Origin of the sequence: Saccharopolyspora hordei, from assembly GCF_013410345.1 — a bacterium.
GTDB lineage: Bacteria > Actinomycetota > Actinomycetes > Mycobacteriales > Pseudonocardiaceae > Saccharopolyspora > Saccharopolyspora hordei.
In genome coordinates, this window is sequence record NZ_JACCFJ010000001.1 from 3,081,791 (window position 1) to 3,103,756 (window position 21,966).

Genomic DNA, 21,966 nt, shown 5'->3' on the forward strand with positions numbered 1-21,966 from the left:
GTGATCGGCATGTGCGGTCGTCCCACCCACGAGCCGGGCGGGTGGGACGTCGATCCATGTCCCGCCGACGTCGCGCTGCCTACAGTTCCTCGGCGTACGAGAACGGCGACGCGGCCGTGGAGGGCGTGCACCGCGAGGTCGGCCGCCGTTCGCCGAGGCGCAGCACGGGAGGAACGGTGTCGACCAGTCGACTCGCAGGCTTCAAGGACCGCTCGATCAGCCAGCGGCGGTCGTTGGTGGCGGCGCACGCGGGGGTGGACGAGGACCAGCTGGCCGCCTTCGACCCCGGCTCCGGGCTCGGTCTGGAGCAGGCCGACCGGATGGTCGAGAACGTGGTGGGCGTGCTCGGCGTGCCGCTGGGCGTGGCGACCAACTTCACCGTCAACGGCCGCGACGTGCTGGTGCCCATGGCCACCGAGGAACCGTCGGTGGTCGCGGCGGCCAGCAACGCCGCCCGGATCGCCCGGGTGCGCGGCGGGTTCACCACCTCGTCCACCGACCCGCTCATGCAGGCCCAGGTGCAGGTCGTCGACACCGCCGACCCGGAGGCGGCGCGGCTGCGGCTGCTGGAGGCGCGCGACGAGCTGGTCGAGCTGGCCAACCGGCAGGACCCGCGGCTGGTCGAGCTCGGCGGTGGCGTCCGGGACCTGGTGGTGCGGCTGGTGGAGGCCCGCACGCAGCGCTACGTCGTCGCGCACCTCGTGGTCGACGTGCGGGACGCGATGGGTGCCAACGCGGTGAACACGATGGCCGAGGCGATCGCGGACCGCGTCGGGGAGATCGCCGGCGGCCGTCCGCTGCTGCGGATCCTCACCAACAAGGCCGACCTGCGGCTGGCCCGGGCGCGCGCCGTCTTCGACGCCGAGGCGGTGGGCGGGCCCGGCGTGGTCGCCGACATCGTCCACGCCGCCGCGCTGGCGGAGGCCGACCCGTACCGGGCGGCGACGCACAACAAGGGCATCATGAACGGCATCACCGCGGTGGTGCTCGCGACCGGCAACGACACGCGCGCCGTGGAAGCCGGGGCGCACTCGCACGCGGTCAGCGCGCAGGGGCGCTACACGTCGCTGTCCCGGTTCGAGCGGGACGCCGACGGGAACCTGGTCGGCACGCTCGAACTCCCGATGGCGGTGGGCCTGGTCGGGGGTGCCACGAAGGTCCACCCGGTGGCGCAGCGGGCGGTGCAGGTGCTCGGCGTGTCGACCGCCGCCGAGCTGGCGGAGACCATCACCGCGGTCGGCCTGGCGCAGAACTTCGCGGCGCTCCGGGCGCTGGCCACCGAGGGCATCCAGCGCGGGCACATGGCGCTGCACGCCCGCAACGTCGCGGTCGCCGCCGGTGCGACGGAGGAGGAGCTGTCCGCGGTCGTGGCGCGGTTGGTCGCCGACCGGGCGGTCCGCGTCGACCACGCCGAGAAGGTGCTCGGCGAACTGCGTGCGGAGGCCGGGCGGTGACCGGCGACCAGCAGGAGGAGCGGCCGTACGTGCAGGTGTGGGGCGACGCGGTCCACCCCCGGCACCTGTGGCCCGCGGTGCTCATCGGTGTCGTCCTGGGGTTGGGCGGACTGCTCGTGGGTGAGTGGGTGTTCGCCGGGGCGAGCCCGGAACTGCGCGAGGGCTACGCCCTGCTCACCGGGCTCGCCGGGTGCCTGGTGGCGGCCGTGGTCAGCGCGAAGCTGTTCCCGCCCAAGCGGGTCGTGCGCGAGCAGGCGCTGTCCCCCGAGGAGCACCGGGCCGCCATCGCCGAGATCACCGCGGCGGACGGCGTCGGTGGTGCGCTGTCGCCGCACGCGGCCCGGGAACTGCGCTCGGTCGGGCTGCACGACGCGTTCGAGCGGGCGCAGCAGGACCGGGAGGTCAGGCCGTGATCCTCGACGACGTGCTGATCGCCCTGTCGATGGGCCTGGTGGGGGCCGTGGTGTTCGCCGCGATCGGCCTCGTCTCCGGCACCGACGAGACGGCGACGCTGGCGCCGCTGACGCTGCTGGTGGTGGTGCTGGGCGTCCCGCCGGTCGGGGTGTTCACGTTCTTCATCGCCGGCGCGGTCTCCAAGCACATGACCCACGCGATCCCGACGACGCTGCTGGGCATCCCGGGGGACACGATGGCGGTGACGATGCTGCCGGAGGCGAACGCGCTGCGCCGGCTGGGAGTTCCGCACATCGCGCTGCGCAAGGCCATCTCCGGGGCGATCCTGTCCGCGTTCATCGCGGTCCCGGTGGCCGTCGGGCTCGCGGCCCTGCTCGCGCCGCTGGGCGACCACATCACCGCCGTCGCGCCGTACGTGTTCGTCGTGGCCGCGGTGCTGATCGGCTACTTCTCGCCGGGCCGCTGGACCAGCATCGCCTGCATCGTGCCGTTCGTGCTGCTGGTGACCGCGGTCAACGCGCTGGCGGAGGACGTGGTGGGGGAGACGCTGAGCATCAGCTTCTTCCTCGGCATCGCGGTCGGGCCGCTGGTCGCCGACCTGCTGCAGCTGGGTTCCCGCTCGGGGCGCGCGACGCTGCCGCGCAGCGGCCGCAAGGCGTTCTGGCTGGGCCCGGAGGTCAAGGACTGGAGCGGGTACCTGCCCAACCCGGCGAAGGTGCTCAGCCCGCGGCAGCTCGCGCTGACCTCGGCCGCGGCCGGGATCAGCTCGACCACCTTCGTGTTCAGCCCGGTGGCCACCACGGTGCTGGCCGGGGAGATCGTCGGCTCGCGCGCCAAGCACGTCTACGAGCGGTTGACCTCGGTGATCGCGGTCAAGAACGGCACCACGGAGTCGACCTACCTGGCCGAGACGCTCATCCCGCTGGTCGCGTTCGGCCTGCCGCTGAGCCCGGTCGCGGCGGGCCCGGCGGCACCGCTGTTCAACGCCCCACCGGTGTACGGGGTGGACGAGGCCACCGGCCAGGTGCACAACCTGCACACCCTGGTGCCGACCTGGCAGTTCCTGGTGTTCGGGTTGGTCGGCGTGGCGCTGGCCGCGGTCGTGGCCTACCCGCTGAGCATGAACTTCGCCCGGTCGGCGAGCCTGTGGGTCATGCGCAAGGTCAGCCACGAGGCGCTGATCGGGGCGTTCGCCGGGCTCGTCGTGGTGATCTCCTGGTACGAGGGCGGCGCGTTCGGCGTCGCCGCGACGCTGCTCATCGCCACCTTCGCGGGCGTGGCCAACCGCGTGTTCGGCATGCACGCCGGCGCCCAGTTCATGGCGTACTACGTCGCGGTCCTCTTCGTCCCCCAAGTCCTGCACCTGACCTGACCGTCCACTCACGACGGTGGAGCGACACGGTGCCCGCCGGCGGCACGACCGGCGGGCTCCGGCCTCGGTCGGGTGCGGTTCCCGTGGGAACCAGGTGTCCGACCTCCGTTGCGATCGCGTCACCCCGGGCGGAGGCTGGGCCGTGGTCAGATCCGTCGACGGGAAGGAGTGCGGTGGTGGCGCTGACCGATCGGAAGCCGCGTGGGCTGCTGCGCCTCCTGCTGCGTGCGCCGATCCACCTCTACCGCCTGGGGCTCGGCCGGCTGGCCGGGTACCGGTTCGTCTACCTCGCCCACCGCGGGCGGCGGACCGGTGCGCGGCGGGAGGTGGTCGTGGAGGTGGTGCGCTACGACCCGGCGGTGCCCGAGGTCGTCGTGGTCGCCGCCTGGGGGAAGAACCCCGACTGGTACCGCAACGTCCGGGCCGCGCCGGCGATCGAGCTGCGGGTGGCCGACCAGCGGTGGCCGGAACCCGAGCACCGCTTCCTCGACGGGTCCGAGGTGCAGCGGCTGCTGGCGGAGTACCAGCAGCGGCACCCGCGGGCGTGGCGTCGCCTGGCGCCGCTGCTGGGCTTCCCGGCGGACCCGTCCGATCCCCGCTGGCCGGACGTCGCCGCCCGCACGCGAGCGATCGCGTTCCGGCCACGCCGCTGAGCCGGCCGAGACGTCCGTCCGCACGATCGTCCCGTGTGGACAGGAGAGGTCGTGCACCCCCTGTCCAGAACGCGCGTTCGACGGGGGCCGGGCGGCCACGCTCCGGCTCTGCCTGTGGTGCGATCACCGGGCGGGTCTGCTAGCTTGCTGCCCCTCGTCCGGAGAGGAGCGGGCAGATGAGAGCCGCCACCGTGGTGCCAGGCAGACCGGAGCGGTCTGCGGTCAGCGAGCTGCCCGATCCCACCGCCCGGCCTGGCCAGCTGCTCGTGCGGGGGCTGCTGGCCGGGTACTGCCGCGTCGACCGCGACGTCACCGAACGAGGACTGGGGATGCTGCCGCCGGGACAGGACCGGATGGTGCTCTTCCACGAGTCCGTCGGCCAGGTGCTGCACGCGCCGGCGATCAGCGGTTTCCGGGACGGCGACCTCGTCGTCGGCGTCGTCCGGCGCCCGGACCCGGAACCGTGCGAGGCCTGCGCCGCGGGGCAGTGGGACTTCTGCCTCAACGGCCGGTACACCGAGCGCGGCATCCGCGGGCTGCACGGCTACGGCGCCCAGCAGTGGACCGTCGAGCCGCAGTTCGCGATCAAGGTGAGCTCCTCGCTCGGCGACCTGGGCGTGCTGACCGAGCCCGCGTCGGTGGTGGCCAAGGCCTGGGAGCAGGTCGACATGATCGGCCGCCGCGCCTACTTCGCCCCGCGCCGCGCGCTGGTCACCAGGGCGGGACCGATCGGCATGCTCGCCGCCCTGATGGGCGTCCAGCGCGGCCTGGAGGTGCACGTGCTCGACGAGGTCACGGCTGGGCCCCGGCCCGACCTGGTCCGGGCGCTCGGCGCCACCTACCACACCGCACTGGACGACCTGCGCTGCCGACCGGACATCGTGATCGAGACGACCGGGTCCGGCCGGCTCGTGCAGGAGGTCTTGCGGCACACCGCGCCCAACGCCATCACCGTGCTGACCGGCCTGGCCGGGCACCACCGGACCGTGCCGTTCCCCGCCAGGACGCTGGTCGACGACGAGGTCGTGCTGGACAACGACGTCATCGTCAGCAGCGTCAACGCCAACCTGCGCCACTACAAGCAGGCGGTGCAGGTGCTGGACGCCGCGGACCGGGACTGGCTGGCCAGGCTCATCACGCGTCGGGTCCCGCTGGACCGCTGGACCGAGGTGTTCGACACCGGCCCCGACGACGTGAAGGTCGTCGTGGACCTCCAGGCCTGACCAAGCCTCGGCGCCGTCACGGAGAGGTCGTCGCCCAGCTGGACGATCGAGCCGTTCACCACGGGGGACCGTCCTGTCTGGAGTGGACACATCAGCGACACCTCGTCGTCGGGTGCCCGGGCTCGGCCCACCTCACTGGCGCGCCACACGCGTCGCGCGAGTGACCGCGCTCGGTGGCAGGTGGGTTCCTCCCGCCTCAGCGACTTCCCGGGGTGTCGAGGGTCCGGCTGAGGGCGTGGGCTTCGTGCAGCAGGAGCGCGCCGAGTTCCGGCTGGCGCTCCGGGCGGAAGCGGGGCTCGATGCCGGTCAGGGTCAACGCCCACGCCGGGTGGCCGGAGCGGTCGAACACCGCCGCCGCCATGCCCCAGCTTCCCTCGACCACCAGGCCCGGGTTCACCGCGTAACCGTCCCGGCGGGTGCGGGCGATGCGGGCGCGCACCTCCTCGGCGGAGTGCGCAGGGCCCCAGCGGTCGGTGAGGTCGGTGCTCGCCAGGTAGGCGTCGATCTCCGCGTCGTCGAGGAAGGCGAGGATCACCAGGCCGGCGGAGACCACGCCGAGCGGGAACCGGGCGCCTTCGTGGAGCACGAACGAGCGGATCGGGAAGTCGCCGTCCTCGCGCAGCAGGCACACCGTCTCCGTCCCGCGCAGGGCCGAGAAGAAGGCGCTCTCGCCGGTCTTCGCGGCCAGCCGGTGCACGCTCGCGCGGGCGTGGTGGGTCACGTCGTAGCGGGTGCCCGCCGTCTGGCCCAGCAGGTACAGCTCGGGGCCGAGGAACCAGCGGCCGGTGCGGCGGTCGCGGTCGACGAACCCCTCCTCGGCCAGCGAGCTGAGCAGCCGGTGCACGGTCGGGCGCGGCAGGCCGGTGGCCCGGGCCAGGTCGCTGGTGGCCGCCCCGGTCTCGTTGCCGGCCGACAGCGCCCGCAGCACGGCGCCGACCCGGCCGACCAGGTGGGCGTTCGAGCGGGTGCTCATGCACCCACCCTAGGGTGTCCGCTCAGTGAACGCCTTCGGCCGGGGCCGCTCGCCGGCCGAACGGTTCTGCCGAGTTCCCCCGTCGTTCCTTGCCTTTTCGACATCACCGACCCTTCACTGGTGCTCGTCCAGCGGACCGAGGGAGAGGGGACGAGGTGTCCAAGCTGCGCTCGAGTGCGGCCGAAGCGCTGGCCGGGGTGCTCGAAGACGGGATGACGATCGCCGTCGGCGGCTTCGGCCTGTGCGGCAACCCGAACGACCTCATCGAGGTCGTCCGCGACAGCGGGGTCACCGGGCTGACGGTGGTGTCCAACAACATGGGCGTGGACGGCAAGGGGCTCGGCCTGCTGCTGGAGAACCACCAGGTCAGCAAGGTGATCGCCTCCTACGTGGGGGAGAACGGGCTGTTCGTCCAGCAGTACCTGGACGGGACGCTGACCGTGGAGTTCGCGCCGCAGGGGACGTTGTCGGAGCGGATGCGCGCCGGTGGCGCGGGGATCGCCGCGTTCTACACCCGCGCGGGCGTCGGCACCCCGATCGCGGAGGGCAAGCCGCTGGCGGAGTTCGACGGCCAGACCCACGTGCAGGAGCGGGCGATCGTGGCCGACCTGGCGCTGGTGCACGCCCACACCGCCGACCCGGCGGGCAACCTCGTCTACCGGGCGAGCGCGCGGAACTTCAACCCGGTCGTGGCGACCTGCGGGAAGGTCACCGTGGTCGAGGTCGAGCACCTCAGCGACGAGCACCTGGACCCGGAGCGGGTGGTGACCCCGGGCATCTACGTGGACCACCTGGTGCAGGCCCGGCCCCGCGTCAAGGACATCGAGAAGCGCACCGTGCGCCCCCGCGTCCCCGAACTCGCCTGAACAGGAGCAGCCCCATGACCTGGACCCGTGACGAGATGGCGGCCGTCGCCGCCGCCGAACTCCGCGACGGCGACTACGTCAACCTCGGCATCGGCATCCCGACGCTGGTCGCCAACCACGTCCCCGACGGTGTGCGGGTGACGCTGCAGAGCGAGAACGGCATCCTCGGCCTCGGGCCGTTCCCGTACGAGGGCGAGGAGGACGCCGACCTCATCAACGCCGGCAAGCAGACGGTCACGGTCACCCCCGGCGCGAGCTTCTTCGACTCGGCGCAGTCGTTCGCGATGATGCGCGGCGGGCACATCGACATCGCCTTCCTCGGTGCGCTGCAGGTCGGCGCGAACGGCGACCTGGCCAACTGGACGATCCCCGGCGCCCTGGTGAAGGGCATGGGCGGCGCCATGGACCTGGTCGTGGGCGCCCGCCGGATCGTGGTGCTCACCGACCACGTCGCCAAGGACGGCACGCCGAAGGTCGTCGAGCGGTGCACCCTGCCGCTGACCGGCGCGGGCGTGGTCGACCGGATCGTGACGGACCTGGCGGTCCTCGACGTGACCCCGGACGGGCTGTGCCTGGTCCGCTGCGCGCCCGGCGTCACCGAGGACGAGGTGCGGGAGAAGACCGGGGCGCCGCTCCGGCTGCCGGTCGCGGCGAGCTGACCGGGGCGGTGCGGTCCCCGAGGGCCGCGCTGCACACGCGCCGTGGTCTGGCAGGCTGGGCAGCGCGTGACGGGCGACGAGAGAGGGGCTGGCGTGCGGGCGTACGGGTTCACCGAGGTGGGCGGTCCGGAGCAGGAGGCGTTCCTGGACGTCGCAGTGCCCGAGCCCGGTCCGGGTGAGTTGCTGGTGCGGGTGCGCGCGGCGGGCGTGAACCCGGGGGACTGGCGGCTCCGCGAGGGCTCCTACGGCGTCGCCGGCCCCGCGGTGCTGGGACGTGAGGTGGCCGGGACGGTGGTGGCCGTCGGCCCCGAGGTGACCGGCTTCGCGGTCGGCGACGAGGTGTTCGGCGGCTGCCCGGGCATGGTCGGCGGGTGGGCGGAACAGGCGCTGGTCACCGCCTCGTTCGCCGCGCACCGCCCGGACGCGCTCGCGCCGGAGGCCGCCGCGGTGCTGCCGGTCGCGGCGGGCACCGCGCACGACGCGCTGAACGACCTCGGCCTGCCCGCGGGCGCGACCCTGGTGGTCAACGGTGCCGGCGGGGGTGTCGGCATCCCGGTCGTGCAGCTGGCGCGGGCCCGGGGGATCACCGTCGTGGGGGTGGCCGGCCCGGCCAAGCACGACCTCGTCGCCCGGTTCGGCGCGGTCCCGGTGGCCTACGGCGACGGGGTCCTCGACCGGGTGCGGGCCGCCGCGCCGGACGGGGTGGACGCCGTCTTCGACCTGGTGGGCGGCGCGGCGTTGCGCACGGTCGCGGAGCTGGTCGAGGACCGGTCGAGGCTGTTGTCGATCGCTGACAAGCCGCTGGTCGCCGAGCTCGGCGGCCGGACGGTCGAGCGGGACCGCAGCACCGCCGTGCTCGACCGGCTGGCGCAGCTGGTCGTCTCGGGGCAGCTGGACCCGCACGTCACGCAGGTCCGGCCGCTCGCCGAGGCCGGGGCGGCGCTGGCCGAGGTCGAGGGCGGGCACGCGGTCGGGAAGGTCGTGCTGGTCCCCTGACCACTTCTGGCGAAACCGGGGCGCACCCGCGCCGGATCTGGTTGGCTGTGACCATGGTCGAGGTGCCGTTCTTCCACGACGTCAAGCCCGTGCGGCGGGTCCGCGACGAGGTCATGGACGTCCACCACCCCGATGGTCCCGGGCCGCACCCGGCGGTGGTCTTCGTGCACGGCGGTCCCGTTCCGGAGGACGCGGTGCCCACACCGCGGGACTGGGAGGGGTTCCTCGGTCACGGCGCCCTGGTGGCGGCGTCCGGGCTGGTCGGGATCACCTTCAACCACCGCCTCCACACCGACCAGCACTACCCGGAGGCCGCCGACGACGTCGCCGCGGTGATCGAGCGGACCCGGGAGCTGGAGGAGGTCGACGCCGACCGCATCGCGCTGTGGTGCTTCTCCGGCGGCGCCCCCTCGCCGCGTCCTACCTGCGCGCCGCGCCGAGCTGGCTGCGCGCCGTCGGGTTCACCTACCCGGTGCTCGCCCCGCCGCCGGACTGGCCCGGGGACAAGCCGCGCTTCAACGCCGTCGAGGCGGTGCCCGAGCACCCCGAGCTGCCGAAGCTGATCGTGCGGGTCGGTGACGAGCACGAGTTCATCGCGTCCACCCAGGACGCGTTCGTGGCGAAGGCCCGCGAGGTCGGCGCCTCGCTCGAAGTCATCGAGATCCCGCACGCCGCGCACGGCTTCGAGGGGCACGGTGCCGATCCGGAGGCCCGGGCGGCGGTCGACCGCGCGGTGAGCTGGTTCGTGCGGGTCCTCGGCCGCTGAGGTTCACCGGTCCTCGCGGTGCTCCCGCGCGTCGACCGAGGGGTGCGCCCGCAGGGAACCGGCGTGCGCCGTGGCCGAGGGATCGCGCCGCGTCTTGACCAGGCTCGCCACGGTCACCACCACCAGCACCACGACGATCACGGCCAGGCTGACCGTGGTGGGGATCTCGGGGACGCGCTCGTCGACGTCGACGTGCAGCCAGTGCAGGATCAGCTTGGCGCCGATGAGCAGCAGGATCAGCGACAGGCCCGTCGAGAGGTAGACCAGGCGCTCCAGCAGGCCCTTGACCAGGAAGAACAGCGCGCGCAGCCCGAGCAGTGCGAAGGCGTTGGCGGTGAACACGACGTAGGGCTCGGCGGTGATGCCGAAGACCGCCGGGATGGAGTCCAGCGCGAACAGCAGGTCCACGCTGCCGATCGCGATGAGCACGATGAACATCGGCGTGACCACCCACCGCCCGTCCAGACGCGCGACGAGCTTGCCGCCGACGTACTCGGACGACACCGGCAGGACCTTGCGGGCCACCTTCACCACGGGGTTGTCGTCGACGTCCGGGTCCTCGTCGCGGTGCCGGAACAGCTGCACGGCGGTGTAGATGAGCAGCAACCCGAAGACCAGGAACATGACGGAGAACAGCGACAGCAGCGCGGCCCCGACCGCGATGAAGATCGCCCGCATGACGAGCGCGAGCACGATGCCGAAGGTCAGCACCTTGTGCTGGTGCTCCTCCGGGACCGCGAAGGTGGCCATGATGATGACGAAGACGAAGAGGTTGTCGACCGACAGGCTCTTCTCGACGATGTAGCCCGCGAAGAACTCGGTGCCGGCGTCGCCGCCGTGCTGGAGGGTGAACCACACGCCGAAGAGCACTGCCACCAGCACGTAACCCACCGACCACGCGCTCGCCTCGGCGAAGCCGACCCGGTGCGGCCGCGCCGCCGCGGCGACCAGGTCCACGGCCAGCAGCGCGATGATCAGGGCGATGGTGAGCACCCAGGTCAGCACGGTCAACTCGAGCACGGCCCCTCCGCTGGCATCCGGGTGCAGCCCGGGCGGTGATCCCGGCCGACCAGGGCAGGCCCGCCGCACCCACCCCCACCCGACGACTGCGCGTCCCCGCAGGGTACCGAGAGCCGGGTGGTTTGTCGGATCGTGCGGAGTGCCGCTGATGGGTGCTCCTGGAGGTGGATCGCACGACGACCGGACGCCCTGGGACCTCGGCTAGTGGGTCGCCGAGTCCCTTGCGTGGTCGAGGTGCGCCAAGTGGTGGGACGTCGCGATCTCGATCCACGTGGGCGGTTCGCCCACCGAGTGCGTGTTCCGGTACCGGCACTCGTGGAGGGCTCGATCGCCCCAGGAGAAGCGGGGGCCGGCGTACTCCTCGTGGTGAACGAGTTCGTCGGCCACTTCGAGGAAGTACCGCTCCGAAGATCCCGGGGGCGGGACGCTGTTCTTCCGGTTCGGGATCTTCCTGCCGATGAAGAGGGAGCGGTTCGGCACTGTGCAGTGGATGTAGGGGTTCGGCCATCCGAACCCGCCTTCGCCGGTGGGGAGGGGATGGACGACGCCGTAGTCCCCGTCGCGGATGGGATGTGAGCACCTCTCGCTCACCGCCCGCCACAGCGAGAGTTCTGCGCGATCGCGGAACCGTGTTTCGAGGTCCTTGCGTTGATTGGGGGCCGAGCCGGCCATCAAGACGATCGAGGCCAGTTCGAAGCGCTGGCTGACATCGTCGACCACGTCGACGAGTTCCCGGACTCGCCGCTCGTCCACGTGCTCGACGTACTGCTCGTCGAGGATCAGGTGCACCTCGTCGCTGCTGACCCCGAGTCCCCTCACGATGCGGGCGATCCGATCGGCGGTTCCGTTCCGTGAAGCGTGCTGGCCCCGTAGGACGACCTGTCGGGGCGCGTGCTCGCGGAGCATCCGCACCTGTCCCAACTGCTGGTCGTCAGCGTTGACCGAGATGACGGGCGTGAGCACTGGGACGTCGGTGTTCCACAGGTCCAGTCCGTCTTCGAGCTCTTCCTCGATCCTTGCGTCGAGGTACGCGAAGGCGCCGCCGGCGATGGAGTCGAAGGGGTTCGACGAAAGAGAGCCACGTCGTGTCCACCCACAGCGACCGTCCTGCCCACGCAGCCGCGACACCAGCGCGCACGATGTCCTTCGTGATGGTCCCGTCGATCTCGAGGCTGTTGAGGAGCTCCACCATCACGATCGTGGATCCGCCCCGGCTCGCGTCCTTCAGGAGTGCGCCGATCTCGCCCTCCTTGCTCTTCAGCGCCAGCACCGGATCGAGCGAAGGTCCTCCCACCTGTGCGCCTCCTCGTGTTCGCGCCTGCCCTCGAAGGGCGACTGGTCGCATGCGCACGCGTGACCGATCTTCATGGTCAAGGTTGCCGGAGCGAGGAACGTGATTCATGAGCCGAACGAGTGGATGAGCGCGCCGGGGCGAGGCGCGGTCGAATGCGAGAGCAGCACGCCGGGAACCGCGTCGGGAACTGGTCAGCAGATCGACCGCCTCCGCCATGGCCGAGGCTGTCGAGGAACCCCTCATCGCGCCCCAGCACGCTCCCGCACCTCGTGTTCGGCCAGGGTGCGGCTCGAGGTAGAGCGCTGATGCCGATCAGCCCGGTTTCCGGGCGGGTGGTGGTGTGGCGGTCAGGTCGTTGTCCTTGGTCTCTCGGGTGCGGAGGAGGACGACACCGCTGAGGAGGGCGAGCGCGATGATGAACCCGCTCACCGGGACGGTGGAGCTGCCCGAGGACGCGTACAGGGACGCCAGCACGACCGGGGTGAAGCCACCGCCGAGCACGGTGGCGAGCTGGTAGCCGAGGGACGCCCCCGTGTAGCGCGTGCGGGTGCCGAACTGCTCGGCGATGTAGGCCGCCATCGGCCCGTAGGTGGCGCCGTGGCACAGCGTGTACAGCGTGAACGCGGCGGTGACCACCGCGAAGCTGTCCGCGGCGAGCATGCTGAACATCGGGTGCACCAGCACGGCCGTCGCGGCGAGGCCGCACAGCATCACCGGGCGGCGGCCGACCCGGTCGGACAGCCGGGCGAAGCCGAGGATGAAGAAGATCGCGAAGAACTGGCCGAGCGCGAAGGCCAGCAGGGCGTCGGGCCGGGCCGTGCCGCGCTCGACGGCGTAGGTGATGCCGAAGGTGGTGAACGCGGTCTGCAGCGCGAAGCTCGCCAGGCAGGCGAGCGCGGCCAGCACCACGGTCCCGGGGCGCCGCAGCACGTCGACGATCGGCGGGGAGTCCTCCTGCTCGGCCCGCTCGGCGGCGGCCCGGAAGATCGGGCTCTCCGACACCCGCGCGCGGACGAACAGCCCGACGGCGAGCATGACCGCGGAGAGCAGGAACGGGACGCGCCAGCCCCACCGCAGGAACTCGTCCTCGGGCAGCAGGGTGAACAGCGTCATCACCAGCGTGCCCAGGACAGCACCGGTCGGCGCGCCGGCGTTCGTGAACGCGGCGAGGAAGCCCCGCCGCCGCGGTTCGGCGTGCTCGAGCGCCATCAGCGCGGCCCCGCCCCACTCGCCCCCGATCGCGATGCCCTGGAGGACGCGCAGCGTGACCAGGACGATCGCGCCCCACGGGCCGATGGCGGAGGCGGGTGGGACGAGACCGATGAGGATCGACGCCACGCCCATGACGGTCATGGCGAGGACGAGCATCGCCTTCCGCCCGGCCCGGTCGCCGAAGTGGCCGAAGACGACGCCGCCGAGCGGACGGGCCACGTACCCGGCCGCGAACGTGCCGAGCGACGCGATCGTGCTCGCAGCGGGGGAGAGCCCGGAGAAGAACACCGGGCCGAACACGAGCGAGGCGGCCGTGCCGTAGAGCAGGAAGTCGTAGTACTCGAGGGCGCTGCCGAGGTAGCTCGACAGCACCACGCGGCGCACTTCCCCTGGAGGCGCCGGGACGTTCTGCGTCGCACCGGTCATGGTGCTCCTCGGGAGCCGGGGCGGCGGGCCGTGCTCGCCGCCGGGGGAGTGGGTCAGGTGAAGCGGCGGCGGAGTTCGTCCTTGCGGATCTTGCCCGTGGCGTTGCGGGGGATCGCGTCCAGCACCACGAGGCTCTTGGGGATCTTGTACTTGGCCAGCCGCGGTTCGAGGAACGCGACGAGCTGGTCGTGGTCGAGGTCGTGGCCGTCCTCCAGCGCCACGGCGGCGCAGCCCACCTCGCCCCACTTCTCGTCCGGCACGCCGAAGACCGCGCACTCGGTGATGCCCGGCATCTCCAGCACCGCGGCCTCGACCTCGGCGGGGTAGACGTTCTCCCCGCCGGAGATGATGACGTCCTTGATCCGGTCGACGATGGTGACGAACCCGTCCTCGTCGGCGACCCCGACGTCACCGGACCGGAACCAGCGCCCGTCGGTGAACGCCTCGGCGGTGGCGTCCGGCCGGTTCCAGTACTCGCGCATGACGTTGGGGCCGCAGATCTGGATCTCGCCGCGCTCGCCCGGCCCCACCGGGCGCCCGTCGGGGTCGACGATCCGCACGTCGGTGAAGAAGTGCGGGACACCCGCCGTGCCGAGCTTGCGCTCGACGTCGTCCGGCGTGAGGATCAGCGCCCCCGGGCCGGTCTCCGTCAGCCCGTAGCCCTGGCAGATCTTGATGCCGCGCGCGGTGAAGGTGCGCAGTGTGCGCGGCGGGACGGGAGCCGCGGCGACGATCACCCGCTTGATCGCGGACAGGTCGGTGGTCTCCCACGCGGGGTGCGCGCTGAGCGCGTCGCACATGGTGGGCACGCCGAAGGTGTAGGTGACGCGCTCGCGTTCGAGCACCTGCAAGACGCGCCCCGCGTCGAAGCCCTCCTCGATGACCACGGTGCCGCCCTTGAGGATGGTGGGCAGCGCCACGACGTCGAGCGCGGCGGTGTGGAACAGCGGGGCGCACACCAGCGCCACCTCGTGACTGTCCAGGTCGAGGTCGATGACCGCGTTCATCACGGAGAACACGAGGTTGCCGTGGGTGAGCACCACGCCCTTGGGGCGTCCGGTGGTGCCGGAGGTGTACATGATGAAGCACGGGTCGTCGTGCGACACCGGATCGTCGATGCGGGAGGTGTCACCGGTGGCGATCAGCTCCTCGTAGCCGACCGTCCCCGGCTCCGCGCCGTCGAGCACCACGCGGGTCGCCGCACCGGCGGCGGACCGCGCGACGTCCCCGAGCGCAGCGGAGTGGATGAGCACCGCGGCACCGGAGTCCTGCACCGCGTACTCCACCTCCGGGGCGGTGAGCCGGGCGTTGAGCGGCACGAAGACCGCGCCGAGCAACCCCGCCGCGAACAGCGCCTCCAGGTAGGCCGGGTGGTTGGTGCTCAGCAACGCGACCCGGTCGCCGCGGCCGACGCCGAGCGAGCGCAACCCGTGCGCCAGTCGGGTCACCCGGTCGTCGAGCTCGCGGTAGGTGGTGGCGTGCCCGCGGAAGACGAGCGCGATCGTGTCGGACGAGAGACGAGCGCGGCGGTACGGCCAGCTGCCGGTGCCTTCGTTGCGCATGCGGTCCTCCTTCAGGATGTCCGGGATCGGTCGGGTGCTGGCGGGTCCGGTTCAGGAGGGTCGGTGGACCGGGACTGGGTCCCTGCGACGACCCCGGTGGCGCTGCGCGTGGGCGACCGGGATCCACAGTGGACCCCGGTCGCCGCGGGCTACTCGAAGAAGCGGTAGATCGCCTCCGCCACCACGGCCGGCCGGTCGGACCCCTCGAGCTCGATCTGGCCGTCGACGGTCAGCTGCACGCCGCCCTTCGGCAGGTCTTCGACCCGCTTCAGCGCGGCGTTCAACCGCACCCGGCTGCCTGCGGGCACGGGAGCGGTGAAGCGGACCTTGTTCAGCCCGTAGTTCACCGCCATGGTCACGCTGTCGACCACGAGCACCTCGGCCCACATCGGGATGATCAGCGACAGCGTCAGGTAGCCGTGCGCGATCGGCCCGCCGAAGGGGCTCTCGGCCCGGGCGCGCTCGGGGTCGACGTGGATCCACTGGTGGTCGCCGGTGGCGTCGGCGAAGGTGTTGATGCGCTCCTGGGGCAGCTCGAACCACGAGCTGGTGCCCAAGGGCTCGCCCTCCAGCTCCTTGAGCTCGGCGAGCGTCGCGACGCGCGTGGTGGTCATGGGTGCTCCTGTCCGTGTGCGGTCAGCGTTCGATGCCGAGGACGCGCAGCGCGTTGTCCTTGAAGACCAGCGGTGCCACCTCGGGCTTGATGTCCAGCGCGGCGAAGTCCCGGCGCCAGCGGTCCACCTGGATCACCGGGAAGTCGGAGCCGAACAGCGCCTTCTCGCGCAGCACGGTGTTCACCGCCCGGACCAGCTGGGGCGGGAAGTACTTCGGGGCCCAGCCGGAGAGGTCGAGGTAGACGTTGGCCTTGTGGGTGGCGATGGAGATCTGGGCGTCCACCCACGGCACCGCGGGGTGGGCCAGCACGATCGTCAGGTCCGGGAAGTCGGCGGCGACGTCGTCGAGCAGCATCGGGTCGGAGTAGCGGAGCTTGATGCCGTGCCCGCCCGGCAACCCGGCGCCGATGCCCGTCTGTCCGGTGTGGAACAGCGCGGGCACGCCGGCCTCCGCGATGGCCTCGTAGAGCGGGTAGAACCGCCGGTCGTTCGGCTCGAAGCCCTGCAGGCTCGGGTGGAACTTGAAGCCCCGCACGCCGAAGTCCGCCACCAGCGCGCGGGCGCGCCGCACCGCGGCCCGGCCGTGCCAGGGGTCGACCGAGCCGAACGGGATGAGCACGTCGTTGTGCGCGGCGGCCCGCTCCGCGATCTCCTCCACCGAGTTCGGCGGGTGCCCGGTGGTCGAGCTCGCGTCGACGGTGAACACGACGGCGGCCATGTTCCGCTCGCGGTAGTGCTCGGCGACGGAGTCGATGCTCGGCGTGCGCTCGGCGCCCGACTTGAAGTACTTCTCGGAGGCGGTCATCAGCTCGTCGTCGAGCGACCGGTGCCCGCTGCTGTCGATCTCCACGTGGGTGTGGATGTCGATGGCCTCGACGGCGCTGAAGTCGATGCCGTACTCGTAGCGACTCATCGCGGCAGGACCTCCTCCGGGAACTCCTCGCCCACCGACTCGACCGCGTCCCCGAAGGTCCGCTCCCAGGCGGCGGCGATGTCCTCGGCCGACCACCCGCCGTCCTGGAAGGCGGTGGTGGTCAGCTGCGGGTGGGACCACAGCGCCAGGCGGTCGCCGCCGATCGAGATGGCCTGTCCGGTGATCCCGGACGCCGCGTCGGAGGCGAGGAAGGAGACGACGCCCGCGGCGTCCTCGGGGGTGCCCATGCCGACCTCGCGGCGCAGGACCGGTGGCAGCGGCTCGCCGCGCCGCATCGCCTCGACGTGCGGCGCCAGGAACGGGATCGTCTCGGTCATCGCGGTCGCCGCGACCGGGCACACCGCGTTGACCGTGATGCCGGCGCGCTGCAGCTCCATGGCCCAGGTGCGGACCATGCCGACGATGCCCGCCTTGGCCGCCGAGTAGTTGGTCTGGCCGAAGTTGCCGCGCTGGCCGGCGGGGGAGCCGACGCAGATGATGCGGCCGCCCTCGCCCTGCTCGCGGAACCGCAGCACGGCTTCGCGCACGCAGGTGAAGGTGCCGCGCAGGTGCACGTCGATCACCGCGTCGAAGTCGGCGTCGGTCATCTTCCACAGCACCTTGTCGCGCAGGATGCCCGCGTTGGTGACCATCACGTCCAGCCGGCCGAAGGACTCGACCGCGGTGTCCACCAGGGCCTGCGCCGTCGCTGCCGGGCCGACCGGCGCGACGACGGCGGTGGCTCGGCCGCCGGCCGCGGTGATCTCGGCGACGGCCGCGTCGGCGCTGTCCCGGTCGACGTCGTTGACCACCACCGCCGCGCCGTGGCGGGCGAGCTCCTGGGCGTACGCGAGGCCGAGTCCGCGCCCGCTGCCGGTGACGATGGCGACCTTGTTGCTCAGATCCATCGGTGCCCTTCCTGTCGTCTGGATCACAGGCAAGCATCCATCGTTGAGAAAGTCAATGATTGCGGTTTGCTACGATTGCGGGGTAGTCGGAGGAGGGTGCATGGCACAGACCCAGCCGCAGCCGCTGGCAGACGACATCGGGTTCCTGCTCTCCCGCGCCGGTGGGATGGTCCTCGGTGCGGTGAACAAGGCGCTGGTCCCGCTCGGGCTGAAGGTGCGCGCCTACTCGGTGCTCGTGCTGGCGTGCGAGCACGCGGCGGGCGTCAACCAGCGCACCGTCGCGACCACGTTGGGACTCGACCCCAGCCAGATCGTGGGCCTGGTGGACGAGCTGGAGGAGCGGGGACTCGTCCGGCGCACCCCGGACCCGGCGGACCGGCGGAACAGGCTGATCGCCGCCACCGAGGAGGGGCGCCGGGTGCAGGAAGAGGCGCAGGGGCTGGTGGACCAGGCGCACCGCGGGTACTTCGAGGGGCTGTCGCCCGAGGCCGTCGACGAGCTGCGCACCGCGCTGAAGCGGATCGTCTTCCCGCGGTCATGAGCGCCTGAGGCGTCCGCGGAGCGAGGTCTGCGGCCCCTACGTCCGGTCGTGAGTGGTCGTGAGTGCGACAACCGGCTGCAACCGGCGTTCGCGCTCACGACACCTGGGCTACCTAGCACTTGCTTGGTAGCCTGGTGCCTGCTCGGGTTCTCGGCCACCGGAGGGGCGCATGGCGGTGCAGCTGGACATGGCGGGACGGGTCGTGCTGGTCACCGGGGGGACGAGGGGCATCGGCCGCGCCATCGCCGCCGCCTTCGTCAGCGCCGGTGCGCGGGTGGTCACCTGCGCGCGGTCCGACGTGGACGAACCCGCGCCGGGCACGACGCACGTGCGGTGCGACGTGCGGGACGCGGAGTCGGTCCGGGCGCTCGTGGACCGCGTGCTCGACCAGCACGGACGGCTCGACGTGGCGGTGAACAACGCCGGGGGCGCGCCGTACGCGAAGGCGGCGGAGGCCTCACCGCGCTTCCACGGCAAGGTCCTCGACCTCAACCTCACCGGGCCGCTGCTGGTCGCCCAAGCCGCCAACGCCGCGATGCAGCAGCAGGACACCGGCGGCGCGATCGTGAACATCTCCTCGATCAGCGCGCTGCGGCCCTCGCCCGGCACGGCGGTGTACGGCGCGGCGAAGGCCGGTGTGGACTCGCTGACCCGGTCGCTGGCCGTGGAGTGGGCTCCGAAGGTGCGGGTGAACTCCATCAACGTGGGCCTGTGCCGCACGGAGCTGACCGACGACCACTACGGCGGCGACGAGGGCGTGGCGGCGATCGAGCGCACCATCCCGATGGGGCGCATGGCGAACCCGGAGGAGATCGCGCACGTGGCGCTCTTCCTCGCCTCCGACCTGGCGTCCTACGTCAGCGGCGCGGCGATCGAGTGCCACGGCGGCGGCGAACCCCCGGCCTTCCTGTTCGCTCGCGAGCGCAGGTGACGTCCTGCGCGGCGCCGGAGGGCGGTAGGGTCCACGACCGTGGCCCCGCGCGGCGACTTCGAGCTGACGGTGGACGAGCTGCGGCTCGTGGCCCGCTACGTCGTGCAGCACGCGGAGGACGTCCTGCCCGTCTTCGAGCGGGCGGCTCCCGACGATCCGCGTCCCCGCTCGGCGATCGAGGCCGCGTGGGCGTTCGTCGACGGCGCCGCCCGCTCCCGGTGGCAGCGGACCGCGTCCCTCGACGCGCACCGGGCCGCCCGGTCCGCGCCCACGGAAGCCGCACGGCTGGCCGCCCGGTGCGCCGGGGACGCCGCCTCGGCCGCCTACCTGCACCCGATCGCCCGGGCCACCCAGGTCGGGCACATCCTGCGGGCGCCTGCGAGCGCGGCGCGCATCGCGGAGCTGGCCGCGGGCGACCCCGCGGCCGGGGATGCACTGCTGGAGGAGGCGCGGCGGCGCGCGACACCCGGGCTCGTCGACGTCCTCCGCCGCTACCCGCCCGCGCCGAGCGGCACCAGCCGCGTCGCTCGCCTCATGAGCGCGCTGGACCACTCCCTGCGCCACGGGCCACCGCGCACCGGGACGTCCGAGCGGTGATGCCGACGACGTCCGCCGCCCGGCGTGCGCGGGCCGGCCGCGCCCCGCACGCGGATCAGGACGTCGGCTCGTCCTCGCGGGATCCCGCGGCCTTCTTGGCCTTGCGCTGCTCGGCTTCCAGCCGCTCCGCCTCTTCACCGCCGATCGCCTCGCCCCGGGCGACCAGCCCCGCGACGTCGGACAGCGGGATCTGCTTGAGCACGAGGGCGAGCAGGAAGGCGATGCCGATGAACGGCAGCAGGTACCAGAAGACCGGCGCGAGCGCGTCGGCGTAGGCCGTCACCACCCCGTCGCGGATCGGTCCGGGCAGCTGGCTCAGCGTCTTCGGGTCGATCGTCGCGGTGGCCTTCGACGCGTCGGCCGCCGAGGCGCCCGCCGAGGTGAAGACGGCGGTGAGGTTGTCGGTGAGGCGGGTGGTGAAGATCGTGCCGAACACCGCCACGCCGAGCGAGGCGCCGACCTCGCGGAAGTAGTTGTTGGTGCTCGTCGCGGTGCCGATCATGGCGGGCGGGACCGCGTTCTGCACCACCAGCACGACCACCTGCATGATCAGGCCGAGGCCCGCGCCGAAGACGAACAGGAAGACGCAGATCAGCCAGATCGGCGTGTCCGCGGTCAGCGAGGTCATCATGACCATGGCCGCCCCGGTGACGACGGTGCCGAGGATCGGGTAGATCCGGTACCGCCCGGTCTTGGTGATCATCGCGCCGGACGTGATGGAGGTGAGGAGCAGACCGCCCATCATCGGCAGCAGCAACAGACCGGAGGCGGCCGCCGAGGTCCCGGAGGACATCTGCAGGAACGTCGGCAGGAAGCCGATCGCGGCGAACATGCCGAGCCCCAGCGTGAGCCCGATCGCGGTGGCGTTGATGAAGATCGCGTTGCGGAACAGGCTCAGCGGGATGATCGGGTCCGCGGCGCGGGACTCGGTGATGACGAACGCGACCGCCGCCGCCACCATGCCGGCGCCCCAGGCCCACGTCTCGACGGCGTCCCAGCCGTGCGCCTTGTCGCCGCCGAAGTCGGTGAAGAAGATCAGGCACGTGGTGGCCACCGAGAGGAACACGACGCCGAGCACGTCGACCGGCTGGGTGGCCTTCTTGTTCGGCAGGGTCAGCGCGAGCAGTGCGATGACGAACGCGGCGATGCCGATCGGGATGTTGATGTAGAACGCCCACTGCCAGGTGAGGTGGTCGACGAAGAAGCCGCCGAGCAGCGGGCCGCCGACGGCCGACAGGCCGAAGATGCCGCCGAGCGGGCCGAGGTACTTGCCGCGCTCGTTGGCCGGGACGATGTCGGCGATGATCGCTTGCGACAGGATCATCAGCCCGCCGCCACCGAGGCCCTGCATCGCGCGGAACACGACGAACGCCCAGAAGTCGGTGGCGAAGGCGCACCCGACCGAGGCGAGGGTGAACAGCGCGATCGCCACCAGGAACAGCCGCCGCCGGCCGAGGACGTCGCCGAACTTGCCGTAGATCGGCATCACGATCGTGGTCGCCAGCAGGTAGGCGGTGGTGATCCACACCTGGTGCTCGACGCCGCCGAGGTCGCCGACGATGGTCGGCAGCGCGGTCGAGACGATCGTCTGGTCGAGGCTGGCCAGCAGCATGCCCGCGATGAGGGCGCTGAAGATGATCCAGATCCGCCGTTGCGTGAGCAGCAGCGGCGCGGGAGCGGTGGTGGTCATGGCTTCCGTTCGGGGTCGTGGGTCGGTGCCAGGAGATCGCGGGCGGCGGCGAGCCGGCGCGCCAGGATCTCGGCGAAGGTGTCGGTGCAGTCCGAGGCGAGGAAGTCCCACGCGGTCGCCCGGACCAGGGCGTGGACGATCTGCACGGCGGCGGCCGCCCGCAGGTCCCCGGGGGCCAGGCCCTCCCGCCGCTCGACGAGCTCGACGTCGGAGCGCTCGTCCCGCAGCAGTCGCTCGAAACCCTTGGTGAGCAACCGGGGTTCGCGCTCGAACGCGGCTCGCGCGTCCTCGACGCTCTCCGCGGTCATGCCGGAGGCCTCGCAGCGCTGGACCGCCAGTGCAGCGAGGTCGTCGAGCAGGGTCGCGGAGACGCCGGGGCCGTCCGGGTCGCCGCGGGCGGTGAACCAGGCGGTGAGCTCGTCGTCGTCCCTGCGCGCGGGGACCCCCAGGACCGCGTCGTCCTTCGAGGCGAAGTAGTTGAAGAAGCTGCGCCGCGAGATCCCGACCCGCTCGCAGACCTCCTCGACGGTGAACCCGGTCAGTCCGCGTTCCGCGGTCAGCTTGCGGCAGATCGACGTCACCTGCGCCGCGGTGGCCGCCATCCGCCGCTTGCGCACGTCCTTTGCACTATCCATCGCAGAGTGCATTGTTGCACCCTCAACGGGTGGAGTGCATCGAGTTCCCCTGTGATCTCGGCCGCACCGGAGCGCTCCGGCGGTCCCGGCGGGGGAGTCGTGCCGAGCACGCGAAGCGTGGAATGGTGCCGGGAATGCGCCATAGAAGCTCTCTATGGATTTCATTCGAAATGCGTCTTCCCCTCCTCGACGTGCCCGGTGACCTGCCCGGACGTCGGCTTTCCCGTGCCGCGCGCAGTTGTTCCAG

Annotated in this window: 22 protein-coding genes; 12 read left to right on the forward strand and 10 right to left on the reverse strand. The window is 72.1% G+C overall.

Features of this window, described 5'->3' with window-relative positions:
* Positions 1–56 precede the first annotated feature (56 nt).
* From HNR68_RS14365 to HNR68_RS14385, 5 genes are all read left to right on the forward strand, one after another.
* Positions 57–1,454 (forward strand): hydroxymethylglutaryl-CoA reductase, degradative, encoded by a 1,398-nt coding sequence (locus HNR68_RS14365; RefSeq protein ID WP_179721236.1) that lies wholly within the window; start codon positions 57–59, stop codon positions 1,452–1,454.
* Positions 1,451–1,867: a hypothetical protein gene (locus HNR68_RS14370; protein ID WP_179721238.1), complete on the forward strand. Its 417-nt coding sequence runs from the start codon at positions 1,451–1,453 to the stop codon at positions 1,865–1,867. Before HNR68_RS14365 ends, HNR68_RS14370 begins: the two co-directional genes overlap by 4 nt.
* The gene (locus tag HNR68_RS14375) at positions 1,864–3,240 is read left to right on the forward strand and encodes a tripartite tricarboxylate transporter permease (protein WP_343050147.1); all 1,377 of its coding nucleotides are present in this window, start codon (positions 1,864–1,866) and stop codon (positions 3,238–3,240) included. The genes HNR68_RS14370 and HNR68_RS14375 overlap by 4 nt, the downstream gene beginning before the upstream one ends.
* A gap of 176 nt (positions 3,241–3,416) precedes the next feature.
* On the forward strand, positions 3,417–3,893 hold the full coding sequence (locus HNR68_RS14380; RefSeq protein ID WP_179721240.1) for a nitroreductase family deazaflavin-dependent oxidoreductase: 477 nt from the start codon (positions 3,417–3,419) through the stop codon (positions 3,891–3,893).
* 176 nt (positions 3,894–4,069) lie between these two features.
* Positions 4,070–5,116 carry a glucose 1-dehydrogenase gene (locus HNR68_RS14385; RefSeq protein WP_179721242.1) on the forward strand — a complete coding sequence of 349 codons (1,047 nt, stop codon included), beginning with the start codon at positions 4,070–4,072 and terminating at the stop codon, positions 5,114–5,116.
* A 196-nt stretch (positions 5,117–5,312) separates the two neighbouring features.
* On the opposite strand, the gene HNR68_RS14390 is transcribed toward HNR68_RS14385, so the two are convergent.
* On the reverse strand, positions 5,313–6,089 hold the full coding sequence (locus HNR68_RS14390) for an IclR family transcriptional regulator (protein ID WP_179721244.1): 777 nt from the start codon (positions 6,087–6,089) through the stop codon (positions 5,313–5,315).
* 155 nt (positions 6,090–6,244) lie between these two features.
* On the opposite strand from HNR68_RS14390, the gene HNR68_RS14395 reads away from it, so the two are divergent.
* The 4 genes from HNR68_RS14395 to HNR68_RS14410 all read left to right on the forward strand — a co-directional run bounded on the left by HNR68_RS14395 (position 6,245) and on the right by HNR68_RS14410 (position 9,376).
* Complete coding sequence (locus tag HNR68_RS14395; protein WP_179721246.1) at positions 6,245–6,955, forward strand: 3-oxoacid CoA-transferase subunit A; 711 nt, start codon at positions 6,245–6,247, stop codon at positions 6,953–6,955.
* Between the two features lie 14 nt (positions 6,956–6,969).
* Positions 6,970–7,614: a CoA transferase subunit B gene (locus HNR68_RS14400; RefSeq protein WP_179721248.1), complete on the forward strand. Its 645-nt coding sequence runs from the start codon at positions 6,970–6,972 to the stop codon at positions 7,612–7,614.
* Positions 7,615–7,707: 93 nt separating this feature from the next.
* Positions 7,708–8,610, forward strand: coding sequence for an alcohol dehydrogenase catalytic domain-containing protein (locus HNR68_RS14405; RefSeq protein ID WP_179721250.1), 903 nt, complete (start codon positions 7,708–7,710; stop codon positions 8,608–8,610).
* A 385-nt stretch (positions 8,611–8,995) separates the two neighbouring features.
* Entirely contained in the window at positions 8,996–9,376 is a 381-nt protein-coding gene (locus HNR68_RS14410; protein WP_179721252.1) for a hypothetical protein, read from the forward strand.
* A gap of 3 nt (positions 9,377–9,379) precedes the next feature.
* Here the strand turns inward: HNR68_RS14410 and HNR68_RS14415 are convergent, their stop codons facing one another.
* The 7 genes from HNR68_RS14415 to couN all read right to left on the reverse strand — a co-directional run bounded on the left by HNR68_RS14415 (position 9,380) and on the right by couN (position 17,325).
* Complete coding sequence (locus tag HNR68_RS14415; RefSeq protein WP_179721260.1) at positions 9,380–10,396, reverse strand: TerC/Alx family metal homeostasis membrane protein; 1,017 nt, start codon at positions 10,394–10,396, stop codon at positions 9,380–9,382.
* A 201-nt stretch (positions 10,397–10,597) separates the two neighbouring features.
* Positions 10,598–11,524 carry a beta family protein gene (locus tag HNR68_RS14420; protein ID WP_179721262.1) on the reverse strand — a complete coding sequence of 309 codons (927 nt, stop codon included), beginning with the start codon at positions 11,522–11,524 and terminating at the stop codon, positions 10,598–10,600.
* A gap of 478 nt (positions 11,525–12,002) precedes the next feature.
* Positions 12,003–13,328, reverse strand: coding sequence for an MFS transporter (locus HNR68_RS14425; protein ID WP_179721264.1), 1,326 nt, complete (start codon positions 13,326–13,328; stop codon positions 12,003–12,005).
* A gap of 53 nt (positions 13,329–13,381) precedes the next feature.
* Positions 13,382–14,890: an acyl-CoA synthetase gene (locus tag HNR68_RS14430; protein WP_179721266.1), complete on the reverse strand. Its 1,509-nt coding sequence runs from the start codon at positions 14,888–14,890 to the stop codon at positions 13,382–13,384.
* A gap of 149 nt (positions 14,891–15,039) precedes the next feature.
* Positions 15,040–15,504, reverse strand: coding sequence for a p-hydroxycinnamoyl-CoA hydratase (gene couM / locus HNR68_RS14435; protein ID WP_179721268.1), 465 nt, complete (start codon positions 15,502–15,504; stop codon positions 15,040–15,042).
* A 22-nt stretch (positions 15,505–15,526) separates the two neighbouring features.
* A complete protein-coding gene (gene couO / locus HNR68_RS14440) occupies positions 15,527–16,417 on the reverse strand; it encodes a 4-hydroxyphenyl-beta-ketoacyl-CoA hydrolase (RefSeq protein ID WP_179721270.1) in 891 nt (296 codons plus the stop codon).
* Entirely contained in the window at positions 16,414–17,325 is a 912-nt protein-coding gene (gene couN, locus HNR68_RS14445; RefSeq protein ID WP_179721272.1) for a 4-hydroxyphenyl-beta-hydroxyacyl-CoA dehydrogenase, read from the reverse strand. Before couN ends, couO begins: the two co-directional genes overlap by 4 nt.
* Positions 17,326–17,425: 100 nt before the next feature.
* On the opposite strand from couN, the gene HNR68_RS14450 reads away from it, so the two are divergent.
* The 3 genes from HNR68_RS14450 to HNR68_RS14460 all read left to right on the forward strand — a co-directional run bounded on the left by HNR68_RS14450 (position 17,426) and on the right by HNR68_RS14460 (position 19,394).
* Positions 17,426–17,866 carry a MarR family winged helix-turn-helix transcriptional regulator gene (locus HNR68_RS14450; RefSeq protein ID WP_179721274.1) on the forward strand — a complete coding sequence of 147 codons (441 nt, stop codon included), beginning with the start codon at positions 17,426–17,428 and terminating at the stop codon, positions 17,864–17,866.
* A gap of 169 nt (positions 17,867–18,035) precedes the next feature.
* Complete coding sequence (locus HNR68_RS14455; protein ID WP_179721276.1) at positions 18,036–18,797, forward strand: SDR family oxidoreductase; 762 nt, start codon at positions 18,036–18,038, stop codon at positions 18,795–18,797.
* Between the two features lie 39 nt (positions 18,798–18,836).
* Positions 18,837–19,394: a putative immunity protein gene (locus HNR68_RS14460; RefSeq protein WP_179721278.1), complete on the forward strand. Its 558-nt coding sequence runs from the start codon at positions 18,837–18,839 to the stop codon at positions 19,392–19,394.
* 55 nt (positions 19,395–19,449) lie between these two features.
* Here the strand turns inward: HNR68_RS14460 and HNR68_RS14465 are convergent, their stop codons facing one another.
* Complete coding sequence (locus HNR68_RS14465) at positions 19,450–21,084, reverse strand: MDR family MFS transporter (RefSeq protein ID WP_179721280.1); 1,635 nt, start codon at positions 21,082–21,084, stop codon at positions 19,450–19,452.
* Entirely contained in the window at positions 21,081–21,719 is a 639-nt protein-coding gene (locus tag HNR68_RS14470; RefSeq protein WP_246330451.1) for a TetR/AcrR family transcriptional regulator, read from the reverse strand. Before HNR68_RS14470 ends, HNR68_RS14465 begins: the two co-directional genes overlap by 4 nt.
* Between the last annotated feature and the right edge of the window lie 247 nt (positions 21,720–21,966).